Below are 17815 nucleotides of genomic sequence, written 5' to 3'. Positions count from 1 at the left end.
CCTCAGTCCGGGAGGCCGACGCCGGCCAGCGCGAGCGTGATCTCGAAGGAAGCGCCCATGCACGACTCGGGTGCGTTGTAGACCATCTCGACCGCGTCCTCGACCACGAACGTCTCGCGGCCACCGTCGGCCTCGACCCGCTGGCCAATCGGCTTCTTGGTCGCCTTGAGCCGCACGTTGCCGGCCGGGCACCCGGCGGCGTGCGCGTCGTCGACCACGATGTCCGGGGACTGCGCGAACGACTGCACCTCGACGGCGAACTCGTTCGGGTTGGTCACGCGGATCTCGATGTCGGCGGTGCCGCCCGGGAACAGGCTTCCCGTCGGCCGGGCCGTCGCTTGCAGCGCGGTCACCTCGGCCGCTGTCACCGTCGCGGTCCCCTGGCCAGTAACCGACCACGCCGCCCACGCCACGCTGGCGATGCCCGTCACGATGACGGCGACCAGCGTGATGATGGCGGTGCGCTGGGACATGTTGCGCATGGACGCTCCTACGTTCATTTCTGGACTCGGCGGGTGACGCGGCCGAACCGGCTCCGCCACCCGCCGACGGCGATCAGGCCGCGTTCTGGCCCGAGTAGAAAATGACCACCTTGAAGTCCGCGCCCTGGCATCGCTCCACGTCGCGGTCCATCCGAACGGCGTCTTCCAACGTGTAGGACTTGTGGCCCGGCTCGACCCGGACCGGCCGCCTGGGCAGCTCGACGCTGATCGCGTCGTCGCAGTGCTCCGACCTGGTGCGGACGGTTGCCTCGGCTTCCGTGATAACGACCGGGAACGGGTTCGGGTTGTAGATCTCGACCCGCAGGTCCTTCTCGGCACCCGGGTAGAGGCCGTTGACGTCCCGCGTCTCGACCTTGATCGGCTTGATCGACGCGGCCGAGGCCTCGACGGTGGCCCGGCCCGAGAACTCCCACCACGCCCAAGCGGCACTCGACGTCCCGAGCGTGATGGCTGCGGCGACGAGGACGGTGACTGTCCGCTTGGTGACCTTGCGCATGGCGAAGTCCTTTCAGGGCTGTGCTGAGATTGGGCGAAAAGAACGATCTCTATGTCGGCGCCGGCCCGGTGGAGGCGGTCCGGCGCCGATGACAACTTTGCCCAGAAGACGCTTATCGTTCAAGCAAGCAACCGTCCGACCTTTGCTGTGCGCAAATAGCAGAACTAAACCCTGAAGGCCTAACCCCTTAGAGTGACCCAATATGCCCGTTAAGCCCGTTTCGTGGTGGTTCCCTGGTCGCGGATAGCGCTCTGAGCTGGGAAAACACTTCCCTAGCAGGTATCGCACCGTTAGCAACGACCGGCGTGGCGAAACGCTCTGACCTGCGAGTTCTTCCCACGGCCGGGGTCGCGCCGCCTCGCGCCAGAGCGTGCGAGCTCGGCTGCGCGGGCCATTTCGGTCCGCAATGCGACGCGGCGCCGAAGCGATTCTTTGTCGCCATTCAGCAAAACGATCAGTGCGCTTTATTAGTTGCTTAAATACTCAACCAAGGTCGAGCATTTATCGCGTTCAAGGGGGGTCACTCATTCGGGGTCATCCGGTCCGACCGGCAGGACCGCTTGTCGGCGAACAACCACGGACCGTGTTCTCTATGCCGCGTTCTCGTCCCGTTCGGGCAGAGTCTCCTATGTCGCCACAACCGGCCGGAAAATCCGGTTTGTCCGCGACACCCGCCATGAACATGCGCCGGCCCGAGACAACGCCGGCACGCCCTAGGAGACCTCCCTTGCAGAAGCGTTCGAAGCGCATCCTGGCCGCCGCCCTCGCCGTCGCGGGCGTCATCGCCGCCAGCGGAATCGCATATGCGGCCTTCTACTACGCACCGCAGGCCACCGCGCAGGGCGCAGCTGCGAAGTTCGGCGAAATCACGGTCACCGCCGAATGGTCGACCACCGCGCCGCTACTGCCAGGCAACGCCGCCGACGTGAAACTCACGATCGCGTCGCCAACCAACAACAACGTCCAAGCCCGGATCAGCAGCATCACTGCGGTCAACATCCCTTACACCGACATCGAAGGCCCCCTCGCGGCGGACAAGCCGGACTGCGCCACGTGGCTGATCGAGCGGGTCCTTGGCAACCCCGGCATCGTGCTTCCGCCGAACTCGGTGGTAGTCGTGACGATCGACGACGCGATCACTCTCCACGGCGACGCCACCGTGAAGTGCCAGGGCATGACGTTCCCGACCAAGTGGAACGTCCAACTCGACGCCACGAACGATCCGGCAAACACGTCCCACGGCGCGTCCATCACTATCTGACACCGGTTGTCCAGCGCCCCGCATCTCTTCGGAGGTGCGGGGCGCTTTCGCGTCTAGGCGACCGGTTTCACGTAGCGGTGGCAGGGGACTGGGATTGGGCCTTCGGCCGTGCTGGCTAAGTAGTCGAAGAGGCCTGCGTCTGACCAGCCGCTGCGTTCGTAGAAGCGGCGCGCTCGGGCGTTGCCCGCCGCGACCGCGAGCCAGGCCTCCGCGTAACCCTCGGCCGCTACCTGGCGCTCGGCTTCCGCGAGCAGTACGCCCGCGACGCCGGAGCCGCGGTGGGTGGCGGAGACGTAGACCTGCTCGACCTCTTCGTCGACCACCTTGACGAAGCCGGCGATCGACTCGCCGACCAGCGCGACCGTCGTATGCGGGAGGCCGTCGACGGTTCGGGAACGGAAGGTATCCGGGGTCCGGACCGCTACCAACGCGTCGGGCACGTTGCCGAGATGGCCGTCGGCCCAGCCGCGGTGCCAGATCTCGGTGAGCGCCTCGATGTCGGCCTCGCGGGCCGGGCGGAGGGTCACCGAAGGCATGCGCCGAGGCTACGGAACTGTCGGACCCCGGCGCTACGGTCCTGTCATGTCCGCACCCGGCGACGTCCCACCCGCGATCCTCGCCCGGCTGCGGGCGATCTGTCGCGGGCTGCCGGAGGCCTACGAAGAGCCGGCCTGGATCGGCGTGCGCTGGCGGATCAGGCAGCGCACCATCGCCCACGTCTACACGCGCGACCAGGACCGCACCGGCCCGCTCGTCGTGATGACCTTCCGGGCGGCCGACGACGAGGTCGCCGCGTTCGCGAGCGGGGGTCCGCCGTTCTTCCGGGCCGAGTGGGGCGGCAACGTGGTCGGGATCACGTTCGGCCGGCGCACCGACTGGGTGGAGGTGGGTGAGCTACTGACCGAGAGCTACCGGATCATGGCGCCGAAGAAGCTCGCGGCGCTGTTGCCTGAGCCGCCCGGATAGCGCGATTCGCCGCACGTCCGACAATCGCCCGCGCGATGATCTGAGCATGGCAAACGCGTGGATTCCGGTCATCGGCGGCCCACAGGACGGCACCCAGATCGAGGTGCCCATCACCGACGGTCTGCCGCCGAGCCCGCTCACCCACGAATGGCGCTGGACCGGCCCGGGCGGCGAGAAGAAGGTCACGGAGACATATGTGGCCGACGACGCACCTGGCAGCGACCCGCCGTGGCGCTACGTGCCGGAGCACTGAGCCGCGCGCACCGCGACACCGTCGTCCGGACCCGGGCGGCGGCGTTGCCATGATCAGGTGGGCTGCCCCAAAGCTCCCGGCACCCGTGCGGCCGACACGGAAGTACGCTTAGGGGCATGTCCACGAGCGCGCCCATTTTCTACGACAATGTCCTGTGGGGCATCAACATAGCGAGCTTGATCCTCGCGCTGGTGCTGATCGGCATCGCGTTCGTGCATTGCCTGACCCAGCGCGGCGACGCGTTCGCGGCGATCGGCTCGCTGCCCAAGGGCGGCTGGCTGGCGATCCTCGGCATCTGTCTGCTGCTGTCGCTGCTGCTCAACGACTCGCTCAGCATCTTCCGGCTGATCGGCATCGGCGCGGCCCTGGTCTACCTGCTCGACGTGCGACCAGGGCTGAAGGATCTCACTGACGGCAAAGGCTTCTGGTGAGGGATTTCCGCTGGCCCCCACCGCCCGACGGGGGTCCGCGGACCTACGGACCCGGCCCGAGCGCCCCGCGCAGCGGGCGGCCCACGCTGCCCGAACCCGAGACCGAGGTCGTCTCGACCCCGCACGGGGTTCGGCTGGAGCGCCTGATCATCGGCACCGGCAGCCCCACCACCGTGTTCGCGCACGGCCTGGCCAGCGGCATCGCGGTGACCCGGCCCTACGGCAGCGCGGTCGGCGGGCGCAAGGTGTTCTTCCAGTTCCGCGGCCACGGCCGCTCCGACGCGCCGCCGGGACCGTGGTCGTACTCCGACCTGGCCCGTGACCTGCGCGCGATCGCCGATCTGACGGGGGCGACCCGAGCGATGGGGGTCAGCCTGGGCGCCGGCGCGCTGACCCGGCTGGTCGCTGACAACCCGGACCGGTTCGACCGGCTGGTCTTCTTCCTTCCGGCGGTGCTCGACCTGCCCCGCCCGGCCACGGTCAAGGCCCGCCTGGCCGCCCTGGCCGCCGCCGTCGCCTCGGGTGACGTCGCCGCGGTCGCCGACGCGATCTCCGTCGAGTTCCCGCCCACGCTGCGGGGCACGCCGGCGGTCTGGGCCTACCTGCGGCAGCGGATCGACCAGCTCATGCGCGACGGGCTGGCAAAAGACCTCGCCTCGCTGTCCGAGCAGGTGGCGATCCCCGACCCGGCACCGCTGCACAAAGTGACCGCGCCCGCCCTGGTGATCGCGTGCGCCGGTGACGACCTGCACCCGGTGCCGGTCGCGGAGCGGCTCGCGGAGGCGCTGCCCAACGCCACCCTGCACGTCTACGACCGGCCTGGGGTGATCTGGACCGACCGGGCCGACCTGCGCGGCCGGATCTCCGAATTCCTCAACGCTCGGGAGTAGTCTGCCCGGTCATGGGCGTTTCCGAGCACGGCCGCACACACCGCCTCGACCTGATCGACCCGACGCTGCGCGAGTGGGAGTGCACAGTCCTGCACTCGTCACCCGAGGACGGCATCGTCCTGGACCGGTCGGCCTTCTACCCGGGTGGCGGTGGCCAGCCGCCGGACCACGGCACGCTGCTCTGGCAGGGCACCCAGACCCGGATCGTCGGCACTCGCAAGGGCGACGACCTCTACCTGCTTCCGGCCGAGGGTGACCCGCTGCCGCCGGTCGGCACCGCGGTGACCGGCGCGGTCGAGGACGCCCGCCGCACGATGCTCATGCGTACCCACTCGGGGCTGCACGTGCTCTGTGGTGTGGTGTTCCGCGACTTCGGCGCGCTGGTCACGGGCGGCAACATGGAGCCCGGCGAGGCCCGGATGGACTTCAACCTCCCGGAGGTGCCGCCGGACTTCAAGCTAAAGCTGGAGGAGCTGGTCAACACCGAGGTGACCGCCGACCGGGCGGTCGCGGTGAAGGTGCTCCCCCGGACCGAGGCGCTGGCGCTGCCCGACATCATCCGCACCCAGTCGAACCTGATCCCCGCCGACGAGCAGGAGATCCGCATCGTCGACATCGTGGGCCTCGACGTGCAGGCCGACGGCGGCACCCACGTGGCCTCGACCCGGGCGATCGGCCGGGTGCAGGTGGTCAAGGTGGAGAGCAAGGGCAAGGCGAACCGTCGGGTACGGGTCCGGATCGCCGACTGAGTCCCGCGTACGCGAAAGGGGACCGACCAGCCGGTCGGTCCCCTTTTCGGTGTGGTGCTACGGCTTGGTGGCCTTCTTCGGGGGCGTGGTCGGCGCGGTCTTCTTCGCACCGGCCGGCTTGGGGTCGGCGCTGTTCAGGGTGCCGTGCCCGTTGCTCTCCGCCTTCGGCGTGAACGGCTTGCCGGTCTCGACCATGTCGGCCTGCACGACGTCGGCGGCCTCCACGACACCGGTGCCGACGACCTTCTCGCCGCGCGCGACGAGCTCGCCGTAGAACGAGATCGCCCGCTCCTGGATCTCCTGGGCGGTCACGATGAACTGGCCGGCGTTGCGCATGGCCAGGTCACGCAGGCGGTCGACGTCGAGGTCCTCGCGACGCAGCTTGACCGCGCGCTCGTTGGCCTGCCGGTAGGCCGCACTGGCCCGCTGGCGCAGGTCGGTGGTCGTGGTGATCACCGACTGGCGCAGCTCCGCACCGTTGTTGGCGGCCTTGTCGCCCAGGTCGTTGGCGAACGTCGGCAGCTTGAGCAGCTGACGGTAGGCCATCTCCCCGGCGCCGGCGGCCGCGTACAACGGAGCCGGAATGCGGGTCGTCTTCGGCTGGGACATCAGTTCTCCTCCTCGGCGGCCCTTGGTGCCGCCTTCTTCACGGCCTTCTTGGCCGTTTTCTTGACCACCGGCTTGGCGGGCTCCGCCGCCGGTGTTGGGGTGGCTTCTGTGTCGTCGGGCCAGCCGGTCGGGGCCTTCGTGGGCCCACCGGCGGCGCGACCGGCCGCGGCTGCGGCGGCGTCAGCGGCGCGCGCGGCCTGGGCGGCCGCCTCGCTGGCGGCCTCGGCCTGCTTGGCCGTCTCCGCCTCCGCCTCGGCGTGCCGCGCGTTCTCGCGGCGGAACGTCTCGTAGATCTGGCTGAGCGACTGCTTCTGAGCGATCGTGAGCTCGGAGTCGGCGGCGATGGCGGTCAGCACGCCGTGGCCTTCCTTCTCCTCCAGCAGGCCGGCACGCAGATACATCACCGGCGTCGACACCCGCAGGGCGTTGGCCAGTTGCTGGAGCACCTCGGCGCTGGGCTTGCGCAGCCCGCGCTCGACCTGGCTCAGATAGGGGTTGCTGACGCCCGCCTGCTCGGCGAGCTGGCGGAGCGAGATCTGCGCGTTGCGTCGCAGGTCTCGGATGAAGCCCCCCACGTCGCGGGGCAGATCTTTCGAGGGCATGCGAACGACGTTAGCGCCGTTTGCTAGCTCCTGCAAGCGAAACGCTAACAGCAGTTAGCAGAGTCACGAAGTATCAAAATCGGACATCTACCAGGTGCTGTGCAGTTCTCCGACCGTTTCGCCGCCGCCCAGCACGAGCTCCTGTGCGGCCTGCTCGAGGGCCGTGCCGGTCACGCCGATCCGGCGCAACGCCGACACCAGCACCGGCCGGTTGCCCCGGTGTGCGCCGTCGTCCATCTTGATCGCGACCGCGCCGGCACCCGGCACGGCGACCGCCATCACGCCTTCGGCGCCGGCCTTGACGAGCATTCCGGGTACGGCCGCCATCAGCTTCTGTTCCACCGTGTCGGTGCCTGAGACCAGCTCCGGGTGGGCGCGCATCGCGTCGGCGACCGACCGCTCTGCCGTCCCGGGCGCGGCCTCCACGAGCGTGCCGAACGCCCGGGCCAGCGCGGTCAACGAGATGCCGAGCAACGGCGCACCGCAGCCGTCGACGGCGGTCGCCACGACGTCTTCACCGGCGAGGTCGGCCACCGCGGCGGTGATCGATTTCTGCAGCGGGTGCTCGGGCGACAGGTAGCCCTCGGTCGGCCAGCCGGCGGCCACGCAGGTCAGCAGCATGCCGGTGTGCTTGCCGGAGCAGTTCATCTGGATCCGCGACGGCCCACCGCCGGCGCGGATCACGTCCGCGGCGGCGGCCGGGTCCAGCGGCAGGTCGGGTGGGCAGCGCAGCGCCGACTCGTCCAGCCCCGCGGAGCGCAGCATCGCGGCGGCCCGGTTGACGTGGATGTCCTGGCCCCAGTGACTGGCACAGACCAGCGCCAGGTCGGCCGAATCGGTCAACCGCAGCCCCGCGCGGAGCATGCCGACTGCCTGCATCGGCTTGTTGGACGAGCGCGGGAACATCGGCGACTCGACGTCACCCGTGGCGGCGACGGTGTTGCCGGACGCGTCGAGCACCACCACGGAGCCGTGGTGGTAACCCTCCGAGAAGCCGGAACGGACGACCTCGGTGAGGCGTACGCCGCCTTCGTAGAACTTGCCCATGGCTGCGACCGTACCCCTCGGCGATCAGGAGTTGGTCTTGAGCCCGAGCAGCTCACGCGCGTCGGCCGGGGTCATCGGCGGGCGCTGGGCGAGCTGCGCGAAGCCGACCGCGCGGGCGACGAGCTGCATGTTGGACTCGACCGGACGGCCCTTGGCGTACGTGACGGTGTCTTCCATGCCGACCCGCAGGTGCCCGCCGGCCGACAGCGACGCGAGCATGACCGGAATCGTCGTGCGCCCGATCCCCGTGGCGGCGAAGGTCGTGCCTTCCGGCAGGTTGCGCACCTCGTTGGTGCAGGCGACCAGGGCGGCCGTCGTGCCCGGCATGCCGCCCGGCACGCCCATCACGAAGTCGACGTGCACGTGCCCGCCGGCCGGCAGCCCGTGCTTGCTCAGCAGCCGTTCGAGCGTGGCGAGGTGGCCGAGGTCGAAGATCTCGTACTCGGGGACGATGCCCCGTTCCTGCATCCGGGTGTGCAGGTCGACGACGAACTCCCAGCGGTTGAGGAAGACGTCGTCGCCGAAGTTGACCGTGCCCATCGTGCACGAGGCCATGTCGGGCTCGGCGTCGAGCACGCGCAGCCGGTCGGCCTCGGGGTCGGTCACCGCGCCGCCGCTGGAGAGCTGCACGATCAGGTCCGTCGACTCGCGCAGCGCGGCCACGGTCTCCCGCAGCCGGCCGAGGTCGAGCGTCGGCCGCGCGTCCTCGCCACGGATGTGCACGTGGATCACCGAGGCACCGAGGGCGGCGCACTCCTTGGCGGTCACCACCAGCTCGTCGAGCGTGACGGGCAGGGCGGGCACGTCGGACTTGGCCGACTCGGCCCCGGTCGGCGCCACCGTGATCAACGTCGTTGTTGTCATAGGCGCGATCCTAAGCCGGGTCCTTACGTCGGGTCGATCGCGGCCGTGGACTCGCCGACCTTGAGCGTCGCGTCGTCTGGGACGTTGCGCTTGAGGACGGCCAGCGCGACCGCGCCGAGCTCGTGGTGGCGCACGGCGGTGCCGACGAAGCCGACCGTGCGGCCGTCGGAGATCACCTCGGTGCCCTTGGCCGGCGGCTGGTCGGTGGCGATGCCGTCGAGGTGCAGCAGCACCAGCCGGCGCGGCGGCCGGCCGAGGTGGTGCACCCGGGCCACCGTCTCCTGGCCCCGGTAGCAACCCTTGTCGAGGTGCACGGCCGGGCCGATCAGGTCGACCTCCGCCGGGATCGTGCGGTGGTCGGTCTCCCAGCCGAGCCTCGGGAGGCGGGCGGCCACCCGGGTCGCCTCGTACGCCCAGAGCCCGGCCGGCGCGATGCCCGCGTCGAGGAGCCGCTGGGTCGTCTCGGCGAACTGCTCGCGCGGCACCAGGACGTCGACGCCGAGCGTGGTGCGGCGGGCCCAGCCGCCACCGGGCAGTGCCCGGACGTCGTAGATCGTGGTCGGCCGCGGCGGCGCGTCACCGGCGGAGAACTTGGCGTTCGGCACCGCGACCGCGTCGGGTGCGGCCAGCGTGCCCAGGCTCTCGTCGAGCTTGGCGGCGGCCTGCACCGCGTGCGGGCCGACCAGCGCGAACATGGCGTATTCGGCGGTGGCGTCGCGCGGGTCGACCTTGGTGAAGAACCGCATCATCTCGAGGTATTTCAGCAGGCCCGCGGTCGCGCCCGGCTCCGTGTCGAGCCAGGTGGTCTCGCCGTCCTCCGCGACTAGCGCGTGCTGCTCGACGTGCCCGTGCGGCGACAGCACCAGCAGCTCGCTGCCCTGCCCGGCCCGGAGGTCGGCCAGGTGCTGGGTGGTCAGCGTGTGCAGCCAGGAGGCCCGCTCCTCACCCGGCACGGCGATCACGCCGCGGTTGGACCGGTCGACCAGCGCGACGTCGTCGGCCAGCAGTCGCTGCTCGCGGGTCGGGTTGCCGTAATGAGCGGCCACCCCCCGGTCAGCGCTTTCCTCGTCGATCGCCTCAATGGCCACCGCACCCGGTGCGTCGATCATCCCTGCTCCCGCCCCTCACAGTTCCGGCAATCGCCGAACAGCGCCACGTGCCCGACGTCGACCCGAAACCCCCGCTCGGTGGCGAGCTGGTCCACCAGCGGTTGGAGGACCGACGGTTCGATCTCGGTCACCTCTCCGCAGGACCGGCACACCAGGTGGACGTGCTGGTGGTTCCCAGCCGCGTGGTACGTCGGTGACCCGTGCGAGAGGTGCGTATGGGTAACCAACCCGAGGTCCTCGAGCAGTTCCAAGGTGCGGTAGATGGTGGTGATGTTCACACCGGCGGCCGTCTCGCGGACCGCGTTGTGCACCTGCTCCGGTGTCGCGTGACCCAGCTCGTAGACGGCCTCCAGGACGAGTTGGCGCTGCGCGGTCAGCCGCAGCCCACGCGCCCGGAGCACTTCAGCAAGCGAGGAATCCGACACCATCGAATGATAGTTCGCCGCGCTACGTGGCCTTGGCCCAGCGGCCGGCGAACTCACCGACGTACGGCGCCGGGCCGGGCAGCGGTGCCGCGTCGGGCTGGAACAGGCCGGCCATCAGCAGCCCGAGATAACGGCGGCGGAGCTGGCCGCGGCGTTCGTCGTCGCCGAACCGGATGGCCGCGATCATCTCGAAGAGCTGACCGAGGTCGGCCAGCTCGAGGTCGGGCCGGACCGCCCGGGCCTCGTGCAGCCGCTCGACCAGATGCTGGTTGAGCTCGCCGGCCCGGATGGCGTTGCTGGTGTGCTCCTCGGTCGGCTCGAACGTCCCGGCCAACTTCTGGGTCAGCGAGTGTGTGTCGGCGTCGACGACCCGCACCATGAAGGTCTCGAAGGTCTCCGCCGGGTCGGCACCCGCGTCGAGAGCGGCGTTGGCCTCCTCGGCGATCTCGACGTAGAGCAGCAGGCCGTCGAGGCAGAGCTTGGAGAGCAGCTCCTCCTTGCTCGGATAGCGGCGGTAGAGCGCGCTGATGCCGACACCGGCCTTGTGCGCCACGGCGGCGATCGGCGCGCCGGGATCGGCGATGAAGACATCGCGCGCGGCGTCGAGGATCACCGAGTCGTTGCGGGCGGCCTGGGCGCGGCGGCCACTCAGCGGGACGGTCGTCATGCGTACAACACTACCACCCGAACGGAACGAAAAGTTCTGTTCTGTTTCTTGCTCGAAGTTGTGGAACAGATCGTTCCGCTCTGCTAGTCTGATGACGGAACAGTTCATTCCGCTCCGCCTCGGAGGTAGCCGTGAGCACCGTCGTTCTCGACCCAGTCACCATCGCCCCGCCGGCCTCGGTCGCGGCGCCGGTCCGTTCCCGCCGCTGGCTCGGCCTCTTCGCGATCCTGGCCGCAACGATCATGAACCTGCTGGACACCACGGTGGTCAACGTCGGCGCGCCGGCGATACAGGCCTCGCTGGGCGGCAGCTACACGAGCCTGCAGTGGGTCGCCGCCTCGTACACGCTGGCCATGGCTCTTGGTCTGCTCACCGGCGGGCGACTCGGCGACATGTTCGGCCGGCGGCGCGTGCTGCTGGTCGGCGTGGTCGGCTTCGTCGCCGCCTCGCTCCTCTGCGCGGTCGCCTGGTCGCCGGAGAGCCTGATCGCCGCGCGGGTGGTGCAGGGCCTGTTCGCGGCCGTGATGGTGCCGCAGGGCTTCGGGCTGATCCGCGACCTCTTCCCGCCGCACGAGATCGGCAAGGCGTTCGGCACCTTCGGCCCGATCATCGGCTTCTCGACGATCCTCGGCCCGGTCGTGGCCGGTGCCCTGATCGACGCCGACCTGTTCGGCACCGGCTGGCGGATGGTCTTCGCCATCAACCTCCCGCTGGGCCTGTTCGCCCTGCTGGCCGGCCGGGCCGCGCTGCCGAAGGCAACCGCGCCGCGGACCCGCACCCGCCTCGACGTGACCGGCGCGCTGACCGCGGCGATCGGCCTGCTGCTGCTGGTCTTCCCGCTGATGCAGGGCCGGGAGCAGGGCTGGCCGGTGTGGACGTTCGCGATGATGGCGGCGGCGGTGCCGGTGCTGGTGGCGTTCGCGCTGCGGCAGATCCGCCGGGCCGGCTCGGGCCGCGACCCGCTGGTGGAGTTGCGCGTGTTCACCCGCCGCTCGTACGCGTCGGGCGTGCTCTTCGTGATCTTCTTCTTCGGCGCCATCGCCGGCTTCTCGCTGGCAGTGGGAATGTTCCTGCAGCTCGTGCTCGGCTACAGCCCGATGAAGGCCAGTCTCACCATGGCGGCCTGGGCAGTGGGCGCGTTCATCGGCTCGGGCTTCGGCAGCACGATGATGAACCGCCTCGGCCGGCACATCCTGCACATCGGACTGGCGCTGATGCTGGTCGGCACCGCCGCCCTGTACCCGGTGTTCCAGCTCGACAACCTCGGCGTCCGCCAGCTTCTCGTGCCGCTGCTGGTCTACGGCATCGGAATGGGCATGATCTTCGTGCCACTGTTCGGCATCATCATGGGCGAGGTGCGCGACGACGAGGTCGGCTCGGCAGCCGGCATCCTGGAGTCGCTGCAACAACTCGGCGCGGTCCTCGGCGTCGCCGTCCTCGGCACGGTCTTCTTCGCACGCATCGACGTGGGCGTGGAACGGGTGACCCTGATCGCGCTGGCCCTGACGGCGATCACCTTCGCCCTGGGCTTCCTGCTCCCCCGCAAAGCCCGCGCCTGAAATTCGCCTGAACCGCAGCGCCCTCTCCACCTCCGGAGAGGGCGCTGTTTTGCCGCCGCTTTGCTCTGCACCCATATACGCACCGCAGGTCAACGGGATGGTGCGTATATGGGTGCAGAGCAAAGCTGCTCGAACACCCCCGGTCGGGGGTGTCCGTTTTGTCAGCGCTGGAACGTGAAGAGGCGGCGGCCCAAGGCGAGGGGACGGCCCGGACCGGTGTTGCGATGTGCGCCTACGCCGTAGTCGGCGTCCGGTGGCGAGACCGACAGCGGCTCGAAACCGGCCGCGGCGAACCAGTCGAGGATCTGGGGCACCAGGTCGGGCTCTCGACGGTGCCGGGTCCAGACCACGACGCCGCCGGGCGCTGTGAACTCTGGTGACGCCGCGAGCGTTGTGGCGATGTCCGCGTCGGAGATGTTGCCGAAGATTCCGCAGAACAGGACCAACTGGGCCGGGACCGCGCCGGTGTACGTGTCGGTGAGGGCCGCGTCCGACTGGATCACCTCGACCCGCGATGGCAACGCCGACGCCGCGGCTCGGGCACGGTCGGCCAGCACCGGGTCGAGCTCGACCAGGCGCGCGTCGACGTCGGCGGCTCTTGGGTGTTCAGCGAGTACCTCGAGGAGGTCGCGGCCCTCGCCCGCGCACATGCTGACCACGCCGATGCGGCCGGGCGGGGCCGCGTCCAGGGCCAGGCGGATCTGTTCCTGCACCGCGCGCAGTCGGCGGGAGATCGTGGATTCCGGGTCCGCGTAGCCGGTGTGCCAGTCGACCCAGTCGCGGGCCATCAGTAGACCAGCGCCTGCGCGCCGTCGGTCAGGCACTCCTCGACGAAGGCGGCCGCGCCTGCGATGCGTACGCCTGGGATGACGTCGGTCTCGGTTATCTCTCGGCGGGCCGCGCACTGGGTGCAGAGGGTGACGCGGCCGGCGGCCAGCACGGCCGCGAGCAGGTCGTCGAGCGGCGCCGAGTGGGGCAGTTCGAAGGTGGCCGCCCGGCCAGGGAGCGCGAACCAGGACGATTCACCTGTCAGCCACAATGAGACGTCGGCCCCGGCGGCAATTGCCGTCGCGGCGACAGTGAAGGCCTGGGCACACCGCTCCGGCGCGTCCGCCCCGGCGGTGACCTTGACGATCAGGGTACGAGCCATCGGCTCAGCATAGGATCGTTCGCGTGGTGACCGAGATCGGGTTCGTAAGCCTGCTCGTGGCAGGCTTCGGCGCGCTGGCGGGTGGTCTGGTCTACCTGGCAGCACGCGTAGCAAGGGGCAGATGGTGACCGACGAGAACCCGATGGAACCCCCGCCGTGGCTCAACGCCCCGCCGGTGGATCCGTATCCGTTCGTGGAGACGTACGACCTGCGCGAAGGCCCTGACCTGCACCCGGCGCTCCAGCCGCTGTTGCCGTACATCGGCCTGTGGCGCGGGCGCGGGCGTGGTGGCTTCCCGACGATCGAGGACTTCGACTACGGCCAGGAAATCAAAATCACCCACGACGGCCGGCCGTTCCTCTACTACGAGTCGCGCGCCTGGGTGATCAACGAGGAGAACCTGCCGGTCAAGCCCGCCGGCCGGGAAACCGGCTGGTGGCGCCCGGTCATGGTCGACGGCCGGGGCACCGGCGAGATCGAGGCCCTGATCACCACGCCGAGCGGCATCATGGAGATGCACATCGGCAAGATCGAGGGCGCCCGCGTCGAGATGGCGACCGACCTCGTCCTGCGCACCCCGACCGCCAAAGAGGTGACCGCCGGCCACCGCCTCTTCGGCATCGTCAACGGGGAGCTGCTCTACGCCCAGGAGATGGCCGCCGTCGGCCAGCCGCTGTCCCCGCACCTTTCGGCCCGCCTCGTCCGCGTCGGCGGCTGAGCCCGGTGACCGGCGCGGGAGCGGGCCTCCCGCGCCGGCGGAACACCTAGCCTTCGGACGCGACCGGTCGGTAGGTGAGCACCACGACGCCGGACTCGAAGGTCGTCGTGTCGACGTGCTCGAGCGCGGTGACGCTGTCCGCCCGAAACAGCGGCTCGCCGCTGCCCTTGAGGACCGGGTAGATCCAGACTCGGTACTCGTCGAGCAGGCCGTGCGCGGCCAGGTCGTCGGTGAGCCGGCCGTTGCCCCAGATCAGGATGTCTTTGCCGGGCCGGCTCTTGAGCTCGGTGACGGTCTCGTGCAGCTTGTCGCCCGGGATGAGGGTGGAGTTCTGCCAGTCGGCCGGCTCGCTCAGGGTCGACGAGACGGCGTACTTCTCGATGCTGTTGACGTGGTCGGCGTACGGGTTGCCGCCCATGGCGGGCCACGCCTGCGCCATGCCCTCGTAGGTGACCCGGCCCAGCAGCAGCGCGTCGGCGCCGAGGGCGAGTTCGAGCGCGTACTTCATGGCGTCCGGGCTGTTGTGCCGCATCGACCACAGGTGCGGGTTGTCGATGAAGCCGTCGAGCGTCGCGTACGTCGAGGCGATGATCCTGCGCATCGTCATTTCCTTCCACCGCCCGTCCGTCGGGCATGTGGATAGAGTTCCGTTTCCAGTGATCCGGCCGGTAGTGCGGCGCTCAGCGACTCCGTATGAGGAACTCACATGATCCGAGTGATGATCGCCGAGGACGTTCGACTGCTGCGGGAGTCGTTGGCGGCGGTGTTGGAGCTCGAGGACGACCTCACGGTGGTGGCCACTGTGGAACGTGGCGACGAGATCGTCGACGCCGCTGCCCACGCGCTGCCCGACGTCGCGCTGTTGGACATCGACCTGCCCGGGTTGGACGGCATCGCCGCCGCCGCGCGGTTGCGGGAGCGGCTGCCGCGCTGCCGGACGGTGATCCTCACTGGCCTGTCCCGGCCCGGTCATCTGCGTCGCGCCCTCACCGCCGGTGCGTCGGGGTTCCTGCTCAAGCACTCGGTGCCACAGACGATCGTCGACGCGATCCGGAAGGTCGCCGCGGGCGAGCGGGTGGTCGATCCGCAGCTCGCGCTGGCCGCGCTGGAAACGCCGGACAGTCCGTTGCCCGCGCGGGAGGTCGACGTGTTGCGGCTGGCCGCGACCGGCGCCGGACCCGACGAGATCGCCGCCACGCTATTCCTCAGCGTGGGTACGGTGCGCAACTACCTCTCGTCGGCGATCACCCGACTCGACGCGCGCAACCGGGTCGACGCCATCCGCATCGCGACCGACCAGGGCTGGCTCTAACGGCACGCTCGCGACGAGCCGGAAGCGGTCGCCGTCGGCCTGTGCGGTCAGCCGGCCGCCCAGGGCGCCGACCCGGCCGCGCAGGCTCTCCAGGCCCATCCCCGGAAGCGTCTCGCCGACGTGCCCGACGCCGTCGTTGACGATGCGCAGCCGGACCTCGGTCGCGGTGCGCTCGACCTCCAGCGTGCACCGACGTGCGGCGCTGTGCCGCAGCAGGTTGGTGACTCCTTCGCGGAGCACGATCGCGAGCACCGTGTCGGTCCGCGCATCCAACGGTCCCGGCACGACGTCGCCGGACACCTCGATCCCGGCATCGGTCAACACCGTGCGGGCGGTGCGGGCCTCGGTGTCGACCGTCATCGCCTGATAGCCAACGGCGACCGACTCGAGCTCGGCGAGGGACTGCCGGGCGACCCCGATGCCTTCCGCGAGCTCCGCACGGGCGCGGCCGGCGTCCCGCCCGGCCAGCCGCAACGCGAGCTCGTTCTTGAGCACCAGCACCGAGAGGCCGAAGCCGAACAGGTCGTGCAGGTCCCGCGCGAACCGCAGCCGCTCGTGCACCGCGGCCGCCCGGGCAAGCTCGGCTCGCGCGGTCACCAGCCGGGCCGTCAGGCCGGCCATGTTGGCCAACGCGAACACCAGCAACGCCCGCTCGCCCGACCAGACCGCCTCGTAGGCCAGGCCCAGGACCGTCGGATCGCCCAGGTTCGCGTCCCACCAGAACAGCACCGCGTCCAGGCAGATCAGCGGCACGCTGACCAACCAGCGCACCGGCCCACGCAGCAGCACCAGGGTGAGCCCGGGCAGGAAGTACGCCACGTGCCACACCGTGAACGGGAACACGGCGAGCGGCGCCACGGCCAGCACCGCCGCGGCGAACAGCACGGCCGGCCACCAGCGCGGTCGGGCGCCGTCGCGCAGCGGGAGGCAGCCACGCAGGTAGCAGGCGACGAACGCGGTCAGCGCCGCCGCCAGCAACACCACCTCGCCGCCGGACAGGCCGACCCGCGCCGCCCAGCGCACCGCGGTGGGCACGATCATGAGGACGACCGCCAGCGCGCCGACCGCGGCCACGCCCACGGTGCCGAGGTCCGCCGCGGGGTGGCGCGGGACGACCTCCTGGTCGCGGTGGCCGTGCGCGACCGAGCGCGCGTCGTTCAGCGCCGCGCGGGCCATCGTGAGCGCCTGGCCCAGATCCAAGGGGGTGTCGGGCCGGGCCAGGATGGCTTCGCCGTGCCGGATCAGCCGGCGCATGCTGGCGCCGACCCGGTCGTTGAGCTCACGCCCGAACGCCAGGCGTTGCCGGGCCACCTCCGTTGCGGCCAACGCCAGCCGGGTTTCGTGCAGGTCGGTGACCAGATCGGCCAGGCGGGCGACCGCGTACAGCGCGATGCCGACGAAGGCCGTGTGCCCGACCGCGAGATAGAGCGCCTCGCCGACCGTCGGCCGGACGGGCAGGGCGGCGGCGAACTGGACGACTACGACCAGCCCGAAGCCGGTCCAGGCCAGGCGGGGCGGCCGGATCAGCAGCAGCAGCGCCGCGGCCAGGAAACCCGAGTTGCCGTACCAGGTGTCGGCGAACCAGATCATGCCCACGCCGGTCAGCAGCGCCTGGATCGCGATCGCCGCACGCCAGGCCGCCGGGCGACTGCCGTCCGCCGGACGCACGCAGGTGCGCAGATGCAGCGCGACCAGCGCGCCCAGCAGGGCGACCGCTACGAGCCGGTGGGCGGCCGGCTGGTCGCTGTCGATGATGCCGACCAGCCCGCCGAAGCCGAACCCGACGGCTAGGGCCGCGGCCGCGAACCGGGCCAGTCGCAACTCCGGATGGGTGGACATCGCCCGGATGCTATTCGGCCCGCGACGAGCAGTCGCGGGCCGAAGCGAAAAACGGCTCAGCCGAAGCGGCCGGTGATGTAGTCCTCGGTCTTCTTCTGGCTCGGGTTGCTGAAGATCTTCTGCGTCGAGTCGTGCTCGATCAGGCGGCCCGGGTCGCCGGTGCGCTCGATCGAGAAGAAGGCCGTGCGGTCGCTCACGCGGGCGGCCTGCTGCATGTTGTGCGTGACGATGATGATCGTGTAGCGGTCCTTCAGCTTGAACATCAGGTCCTCGATCGCCAGCGTCGAGATCGGGTCCAGCGCCGAGCACGGCTCGTCCATCAGCACGACCTGCGGCTCCACCGCGATCGTCCGCGCGATGCACAA

Annotated in this window: 25 protein-coding genes; 10 read left to right on the top strand and 15 right to left on the bottom strand. The window is 70.2% G+C overall.

Annotation, left to right across the window (positions count from 1 at the left end):
- Positions 1-2: 2 nt before the first annotated feature.
- Positions 3-482, bottom strand: a complete 480-nt coding sequence (locus tag BLV39_RS14345) for a hypothetical protein (protein ID WP_090791610.1) — start codon at positions 480-482, stop codon at positions 3-5.
- A gap of 73 nt (positions 483-555) precedes the next feature.
- Positions 556-999, bottom strand: coding sequence for a hypothetical protein (locus tag BLV39_RS14340; RefSeq protein ID WP_090791607.1), 444 nt, complete (start codon positions 997-999; stop codon positions 556-558).
- 727 nt (positions 1000-1726) lie between these two features.
- On the opposite strand from BLV39_RS14340, the gene BLV39_RS14335 reads away from it, so the two are divergent.
- Positions 1727-2260, top strand: coding sequence for a hypothetical protein (locus BLV39_RS14335; RefSeq protein ID WP_090791605.1), 534 nt, complete (start codon positions 1727-1729; stop codon positions 2258-2260).
- Positions 2261-2313: 53 nt separating this feature from the next.
- Here the strand turns inward: BLV39_RS14335 and BLV39_RS14330 are convergent, their stop codons facing one another.
- Positions 2314-2796 carry a GNAT family N-acetyltransferase gene (locus BLV39_RS14330; RefSeq protein ID WP_090791602.1) on the bottom strand — a complete coding sequence of 161 codons (483 nt, stop codon included), beginning with the start codon at positions 2794-2796 and terminating at the stop codon, positions 2314-2316.
- A gap of 46 nt (positions 2797-2842) precedes the next feature.
- Here BLV39_RS14330 and BLV39_RS14325 point away from each other — a divergent pair, with 46 nt between their 5' ends.
- From BLV39_RS14325 to BLV39_RS14305, 5 genes are all read left to right on the top strand, one after another.
- Positions 2843-3226 (top strand): MmcQ/YjbR family DNA-binding protein, encoded by a 384-nt coding sequence (locus tag BLV39_RS14325; RefSeq protein ID WP_090791599.1) that lies wholly within the window; start codon positions 2843-2845, stop codon positions 3224-3226.
- Positions 3227-3272: 46 nt separating this feature from the next.
- The gene (locus tag BLV39_RS14320) at positions 3273-3479 is read left to right on the top strand and encodes a hypothetical protein (protein ID WP_090791597.1); all 207 of its coding nucleotides are present in this window, start codon (positions 3273-3275) and stop codon (positions 3477-3479) included.
- 116 nt (positions 3480-3595) lie between these two features.
- Positions 3596-3910: a DUF2516 family protein gene (locus BLV39_RS14315; protein WP_090791594.1), complete on the top strand. Its 315-nt coding sequence runs from the start codon at positions 3596-3598 to the stop codon at positions 3908-3910.
- On the top strand, positions 3907-4800 hold the full coding sequence (locus tag BLV39_RS14310; RefSeq protein WP_090791592.1) for an alpha/beta fold hydrolase: 894 nt from the start codon (positions 3907-3909) through the stop codon (positions 4798-4800). The genes BLV39_RS14315 and BLV39_RS14310 overlap by 4 nt, the downstream gene beginning before the upstream one ends.
- Positions 4801-4811: 11 nt before the next feature.
- Positions 4812-5549 (top strand): alanyl-tRNA editing protein, encoded by a 738-nt coding sequence (locus BLV39_RS14305; RefSeq protein ID WP_090791589.1) that lies wholly within the window; start codon positions 4812-4814, stop codon positions 5547-5549.
- A gap of 57 nt (positions 5550-5606) precedes the next feature.
- Here the strand turns inward: BLV39_RS14305 and BLV39_RS14300 are convergent, their stop codons facing one another.
- The 7 genes from BLV39_RS14300 to BLV39_RS14270 all read right to left on the bottom strand — a co-directional run bounded on the left by BLV39_RS14300 (position 5607) and on the right by BLV39_RS14270 (position 10872).
- Positions 5607-6158 carry a hypothetical protein gene (locus tag BLV39_RS14300; protein ID WP_090791586.1) on the bottom strand — a complete coding sequence of 184 codons (552 nt, stop codon included), beginning with the start codon at positions 6156-6158 and terminating at the stop codon, positions 5607-5609.
- Positions 6158-6760, bottom strand: coding sequence for a helix-turn-helix domain-containing protein (locus BLV39_RS14295; protein ID WP_090791581.1), 603 nt, complete (start codon positions 6758-6760; stop codon positions 6158-6160). Before BLV39_RS14295 ends, BLV39_RS14300 begins: the two co-directional genes overlap by 1 nt.
- 87 nt (positions 6761-6847) lie before the next feature.
- Positions 6848-7807, bottom strand: coding sequence for an asparaginase (locus BLV39_RS14290; RefSeq protein ID WP_090791579.1), 960 nt, complete (start codon positions 7805-7807; stop codon positions 6848-6850).
- 24 nt (positions 7808-7831) lie between these two features.
- On the bottom strand, positions 7832-8671 hold the full coding sequence (locus BLV39_RS14285; protein ID WP_090791576.1) for a beta-keto acid cleavage family enzyme: 840 nt from the start codon (positions 8669-8671) through the stop codon (positions 7832-7834).
- A 23-nt stretch (positions 8672-8694) separates the two neighbouring features.
- Positions 8695-9780: a CAF17-like 4Fe-4S cluster assembly/insertion protein YgfZ gene (ygfZ, locus tag BLV39_RS14280; RefSeq protein ID WP_090791575.1), complete on the bottom strand. Its 1086-nt coding sequence runs from the start codon at positions 9778-9780 to the stop codon at positions 8695-8697.
- Entirely contained in the window at positions 9777-10208 is a 432-nt protein-coding gene (locus tag BLV39_RS14275; RefSeq protein WP_090791572.1) for a Fur family transcriptional regulator, read from the bottom strand. The genes ygfZ and BLV39_RS14275 overlap by 4 nt, the downstream gene beginning before the upstream one ends.
- Before the next feature lie 19 nt (positions 10209-10227).
- Positions 10228-10872 carry a TetR/AcrR family transcriptional regulator gene (locus BLV39_RS14270; RefSeq protein WP_090791569.1) on the bottom strand — a complete coding sequence of 215 codons (645 nt, stop codon included), beginning with the start codon at positions 10870-10872 and terminating at the stop codon, positions 10228-10230.
- Positions 10873-11003: 131 nt separating this feature from the next.
- Between BLV39_RS14270 and BLV39_RS14265 the strand changes: the two genes are divergently transcribed.
- Complete coding sequence (locus tag BLV39_RS14265) at positions 11004-12431, top strand: MFS transporter (RefSeq protein ID WP_239083640.1); 1428 nt, start codon at positions 11004-11006, stop codon at positions 12429-12431.
- Positions 12432-12592: 161 nt separating this feature from the next.
- Here the strand turns inward: BLV39_RS14265 and BLV39_RS14260 are convergent, their stop codons facing one another.
- Entirely contained in the window at positions 12593-13219 is a 627-nt protein-coding gene (locus BLV39_RS14260; protein WP_090791567.1) for an SAM-dependent methyltransferase, read from the bottom strand.
- Positions 13219-13581, bottom strand: coding sequence for a DsrE family protein (locus BLV39_RS14255; protein ID WP_090791564.1), 363 nt, complete (start codon positions 13579-13581; stop codon positions 13219-13221). The genes BLV39_RS14260 and BLV39_RS14255 overlap by 1 nt, the downstream gene beginning before the upstream one ends.
- A 23-nt stretch (positions 13582-13604) precedes the next feature.
- Here BLV39_RS14255 and mtfM point away from each other — a divergent pair, with 23 nt between their 5' ends.
- Positions 13605-13709 (top strand): small membrane protein MtfM, encoded by a 105-nt coding sequence (gene mtfM, locus BLV39_RS44785; protein WP_275408206.1) that lies wholly within the window; start codon positions 13605-13607, stop codon positions 13707-13709.
- Positions 13706-14299: a heme-binding beta-barrel domain-containing protein gene (locus tag BLV39_RS14250; protein ID WP_090797238.1), complete on the top strand. Its 594-nt coding sequence runs from the start codon at positions 13706-13708 to the stop codon at positions 14297-14299. Before mtfM ends, BLV39_RS14250 begins: the two co-directional genes overlap by 4 nt.
- 46 nt (positions 14300-14345) lie before the next feature.
- Here the strand turns inward: BLV39_RS14250 and BLV39_RS14245 are convergent, their stop codons facing one another.
- Positions 14346-14900, bottom strand: coding sequence for a dihydrofolate reductase family protein (locus BLV39_RS14245; protein WP_090797234.1), 555 nt, complete (start codon positions 14898-14900; stop codon positions 14346-14348).
- Positions 14901-15005: 105 nt separating this feature from the next.
- Between BLV39_RS14245 and BLV39_RS14240 the strand changes: the two genes are divergently transcribed.
- Entirely contained in the window at positions 15006-15611 is a 606-nt protein-coding gene (locus tag BLV39_RS14240; RefSeq protein ID WP_090791561.1) for a response regulator transcription factor, read from the top strand.
- Here BLV39_RS14240 and BLV39_RS14235 read toward each other — a convergent pair.
- Together BLV39_RS14235 and BLV39_RS14230 are read right to left on the bottom strand one after the other, a co-directional pair.
- Positions 15498-17450 carry a sensor histidine kinase gene (locus BLV39_RS14235; RefSeq protein WP_090791558.1) on the bottom strand — a complete coding sequence of 651 codons (1953 nt, stop codon included), beginning with the start codon at positions 17448-17450 and terminating at the stop codon, positions 15498-15500. The genes BLV39_RS14240 and BLV39_RS14235 overlap by 114 nt on opposite strands.
- A 56-nt stretch (positions 17451-17506) precedes the next feature.
- Positions 17507-17815: phosphate ABC transporter ATP-binding protein (locus BLV39_RS14230; protein ID WP_425304695.1), on the bottom strand; the 309-nt coding region annotated here is incomplete at its 5' end.

Source organism: Asanoa ishikariensis, assembly GCF_900107455.1.
Taxonomy (GTDB): Bacteria; Actinomycetota; Actinomycetes; order Mycobacteriales; family Micromonosporaceae; genus Asanoa; species Asanoa ishikariensis.
Note: the sequence above shows the minus strand (reverse complement) of the source record. Positions and strands in the feature narration are given on the sequence as shown.

Coding starts and splice junctions, on each gene's coding strand:
- BLV39_RS14345 (WP_090791610.1), bottom strand. CDS start 482: ATGCGCAACATGTCCCAGCGCACCGCCATCATCACGCTGGTCGCCGTC.
- BLV39_RS14340 (WP_090791607.1), bottom strand. CDS start 999: ATGCGCAAGGTCACCAAGCGGACAGTCACCGTCCTCGTCGCCGCAGCC.
- BLV39_RS14330 (WP_090791602.1), bottom strand. CDS start 2,796: ATGCCTTCGGTGACCCTCCGCCCGGCCCGCGAGGCCGACATCGAGGCG.
- BLV39_RS14325 (WP_090791599.1), top strand. CDS start 2,843: ATGTCCGCACCCGGCGACGTCCCACCCGCGATCCTCGCCCGGCTGCGG.
- BLV39_RS14320 (WP_090791597.1), top strand. CDS start 3,273: ATGGCAAACGCGTGGATTCCGGTCATCGGCGGCCCACAGGACGGCACC.
- BLV39_RS14315 (WP_090791594.1), top strand. CDS start 3,596: ATGTCCACGAGCGCGCCCATTTTCTACGACAATGTCCTGTGGGGCATC.
- BLV39_RS14305 (WP_090791589.1), top strand. CDS start 4,812: ATGGGCGTTTCCGAGCACGGCCGCACACACCGCCTCGACCTGATCGAC.
- BLV39_RS14300 (WP_090791586.1), bottom strand. CDS start 6,158: ATGTCCCAGCCGAAGACGACCCGCATTCCGGCTCCGTTGTACGCGGCC.
- BLV39_RS14295 (WP_090791581.1), bottom strand. CDS start 6,760: ATGCCCTCGAAAGATCTGCCCCGCGACGTGGGGGGCTTCATCCGAGAC.
- BLV39_RS14290 (WP_090791579.1), bottom strand. CDS start 7,807: ATGGGCAAGTTCTACGAAGGCGGCGTACGCCTCACCGAGGTCGTCCGT.
- BLV39_RS14285 (WP_090791576.1), bottom strand. CDS start 8,671: ATGACAACAACGACGTTGATCACGGTGGCGCCGACCGGGGCCGAGTCG.
- ygfZ (WP_090791575.1), bottom strand. CDS start 9,780: ATGATCGACGCACCGGGTGCGGTGGCCATTGAGGCGATCGACGAGGAA.
- BLV39_RS14275 (WP_090791572.1), bottom strand. CDS start 10,208: ATGGTGTCGGATTCCTCGCTTGCTGAAGTGCTCCGGGCGCGTGGGCTG.
- BLV39_RS14270 (WP_090791569.1), bottom strand. CDS start 10,872: ATGACGACCGTCCCGCTGAGTGGCCGCCGCGCCCAGGCCGCCCGCAAC.
- BLV39_RS14260 (WP_090791567.1), bottom strand. CDS start 13,219: ATGGCCCGCGACTGGGTCGACTGGCACACCGGCTACGCGGACCCGGAA.
- BLV39_RS14255 (WP_090791564.1), bottom strand. CDS start 13,581: ATGGCTCGTACCCTGATCGTCAAGGTCACCGCCGGGGCGGACGCGCCG.
- BLV39_RS14245 (WP_090797234.1), bottom strand. CDS start 14,900: ATGCGCAGGATCATCGCCTCGACGTACGCGACGCTCGACGGCTTCATC.
- BLV39_RS14240 (WP_090791561.1), top strand. CDS start 15,006: ATGATCCGAGTGATGATCGCCGAGGACGTTCGACTGCTGCGGGAGTCG.
- BLV39_RS14235 (WP_090791558.1), bottom strand. CDS start 17,450: ATGTCCACCCATCCGGAGTTGCGACTGGCCCGGTTCGCGGCCGCGGCC.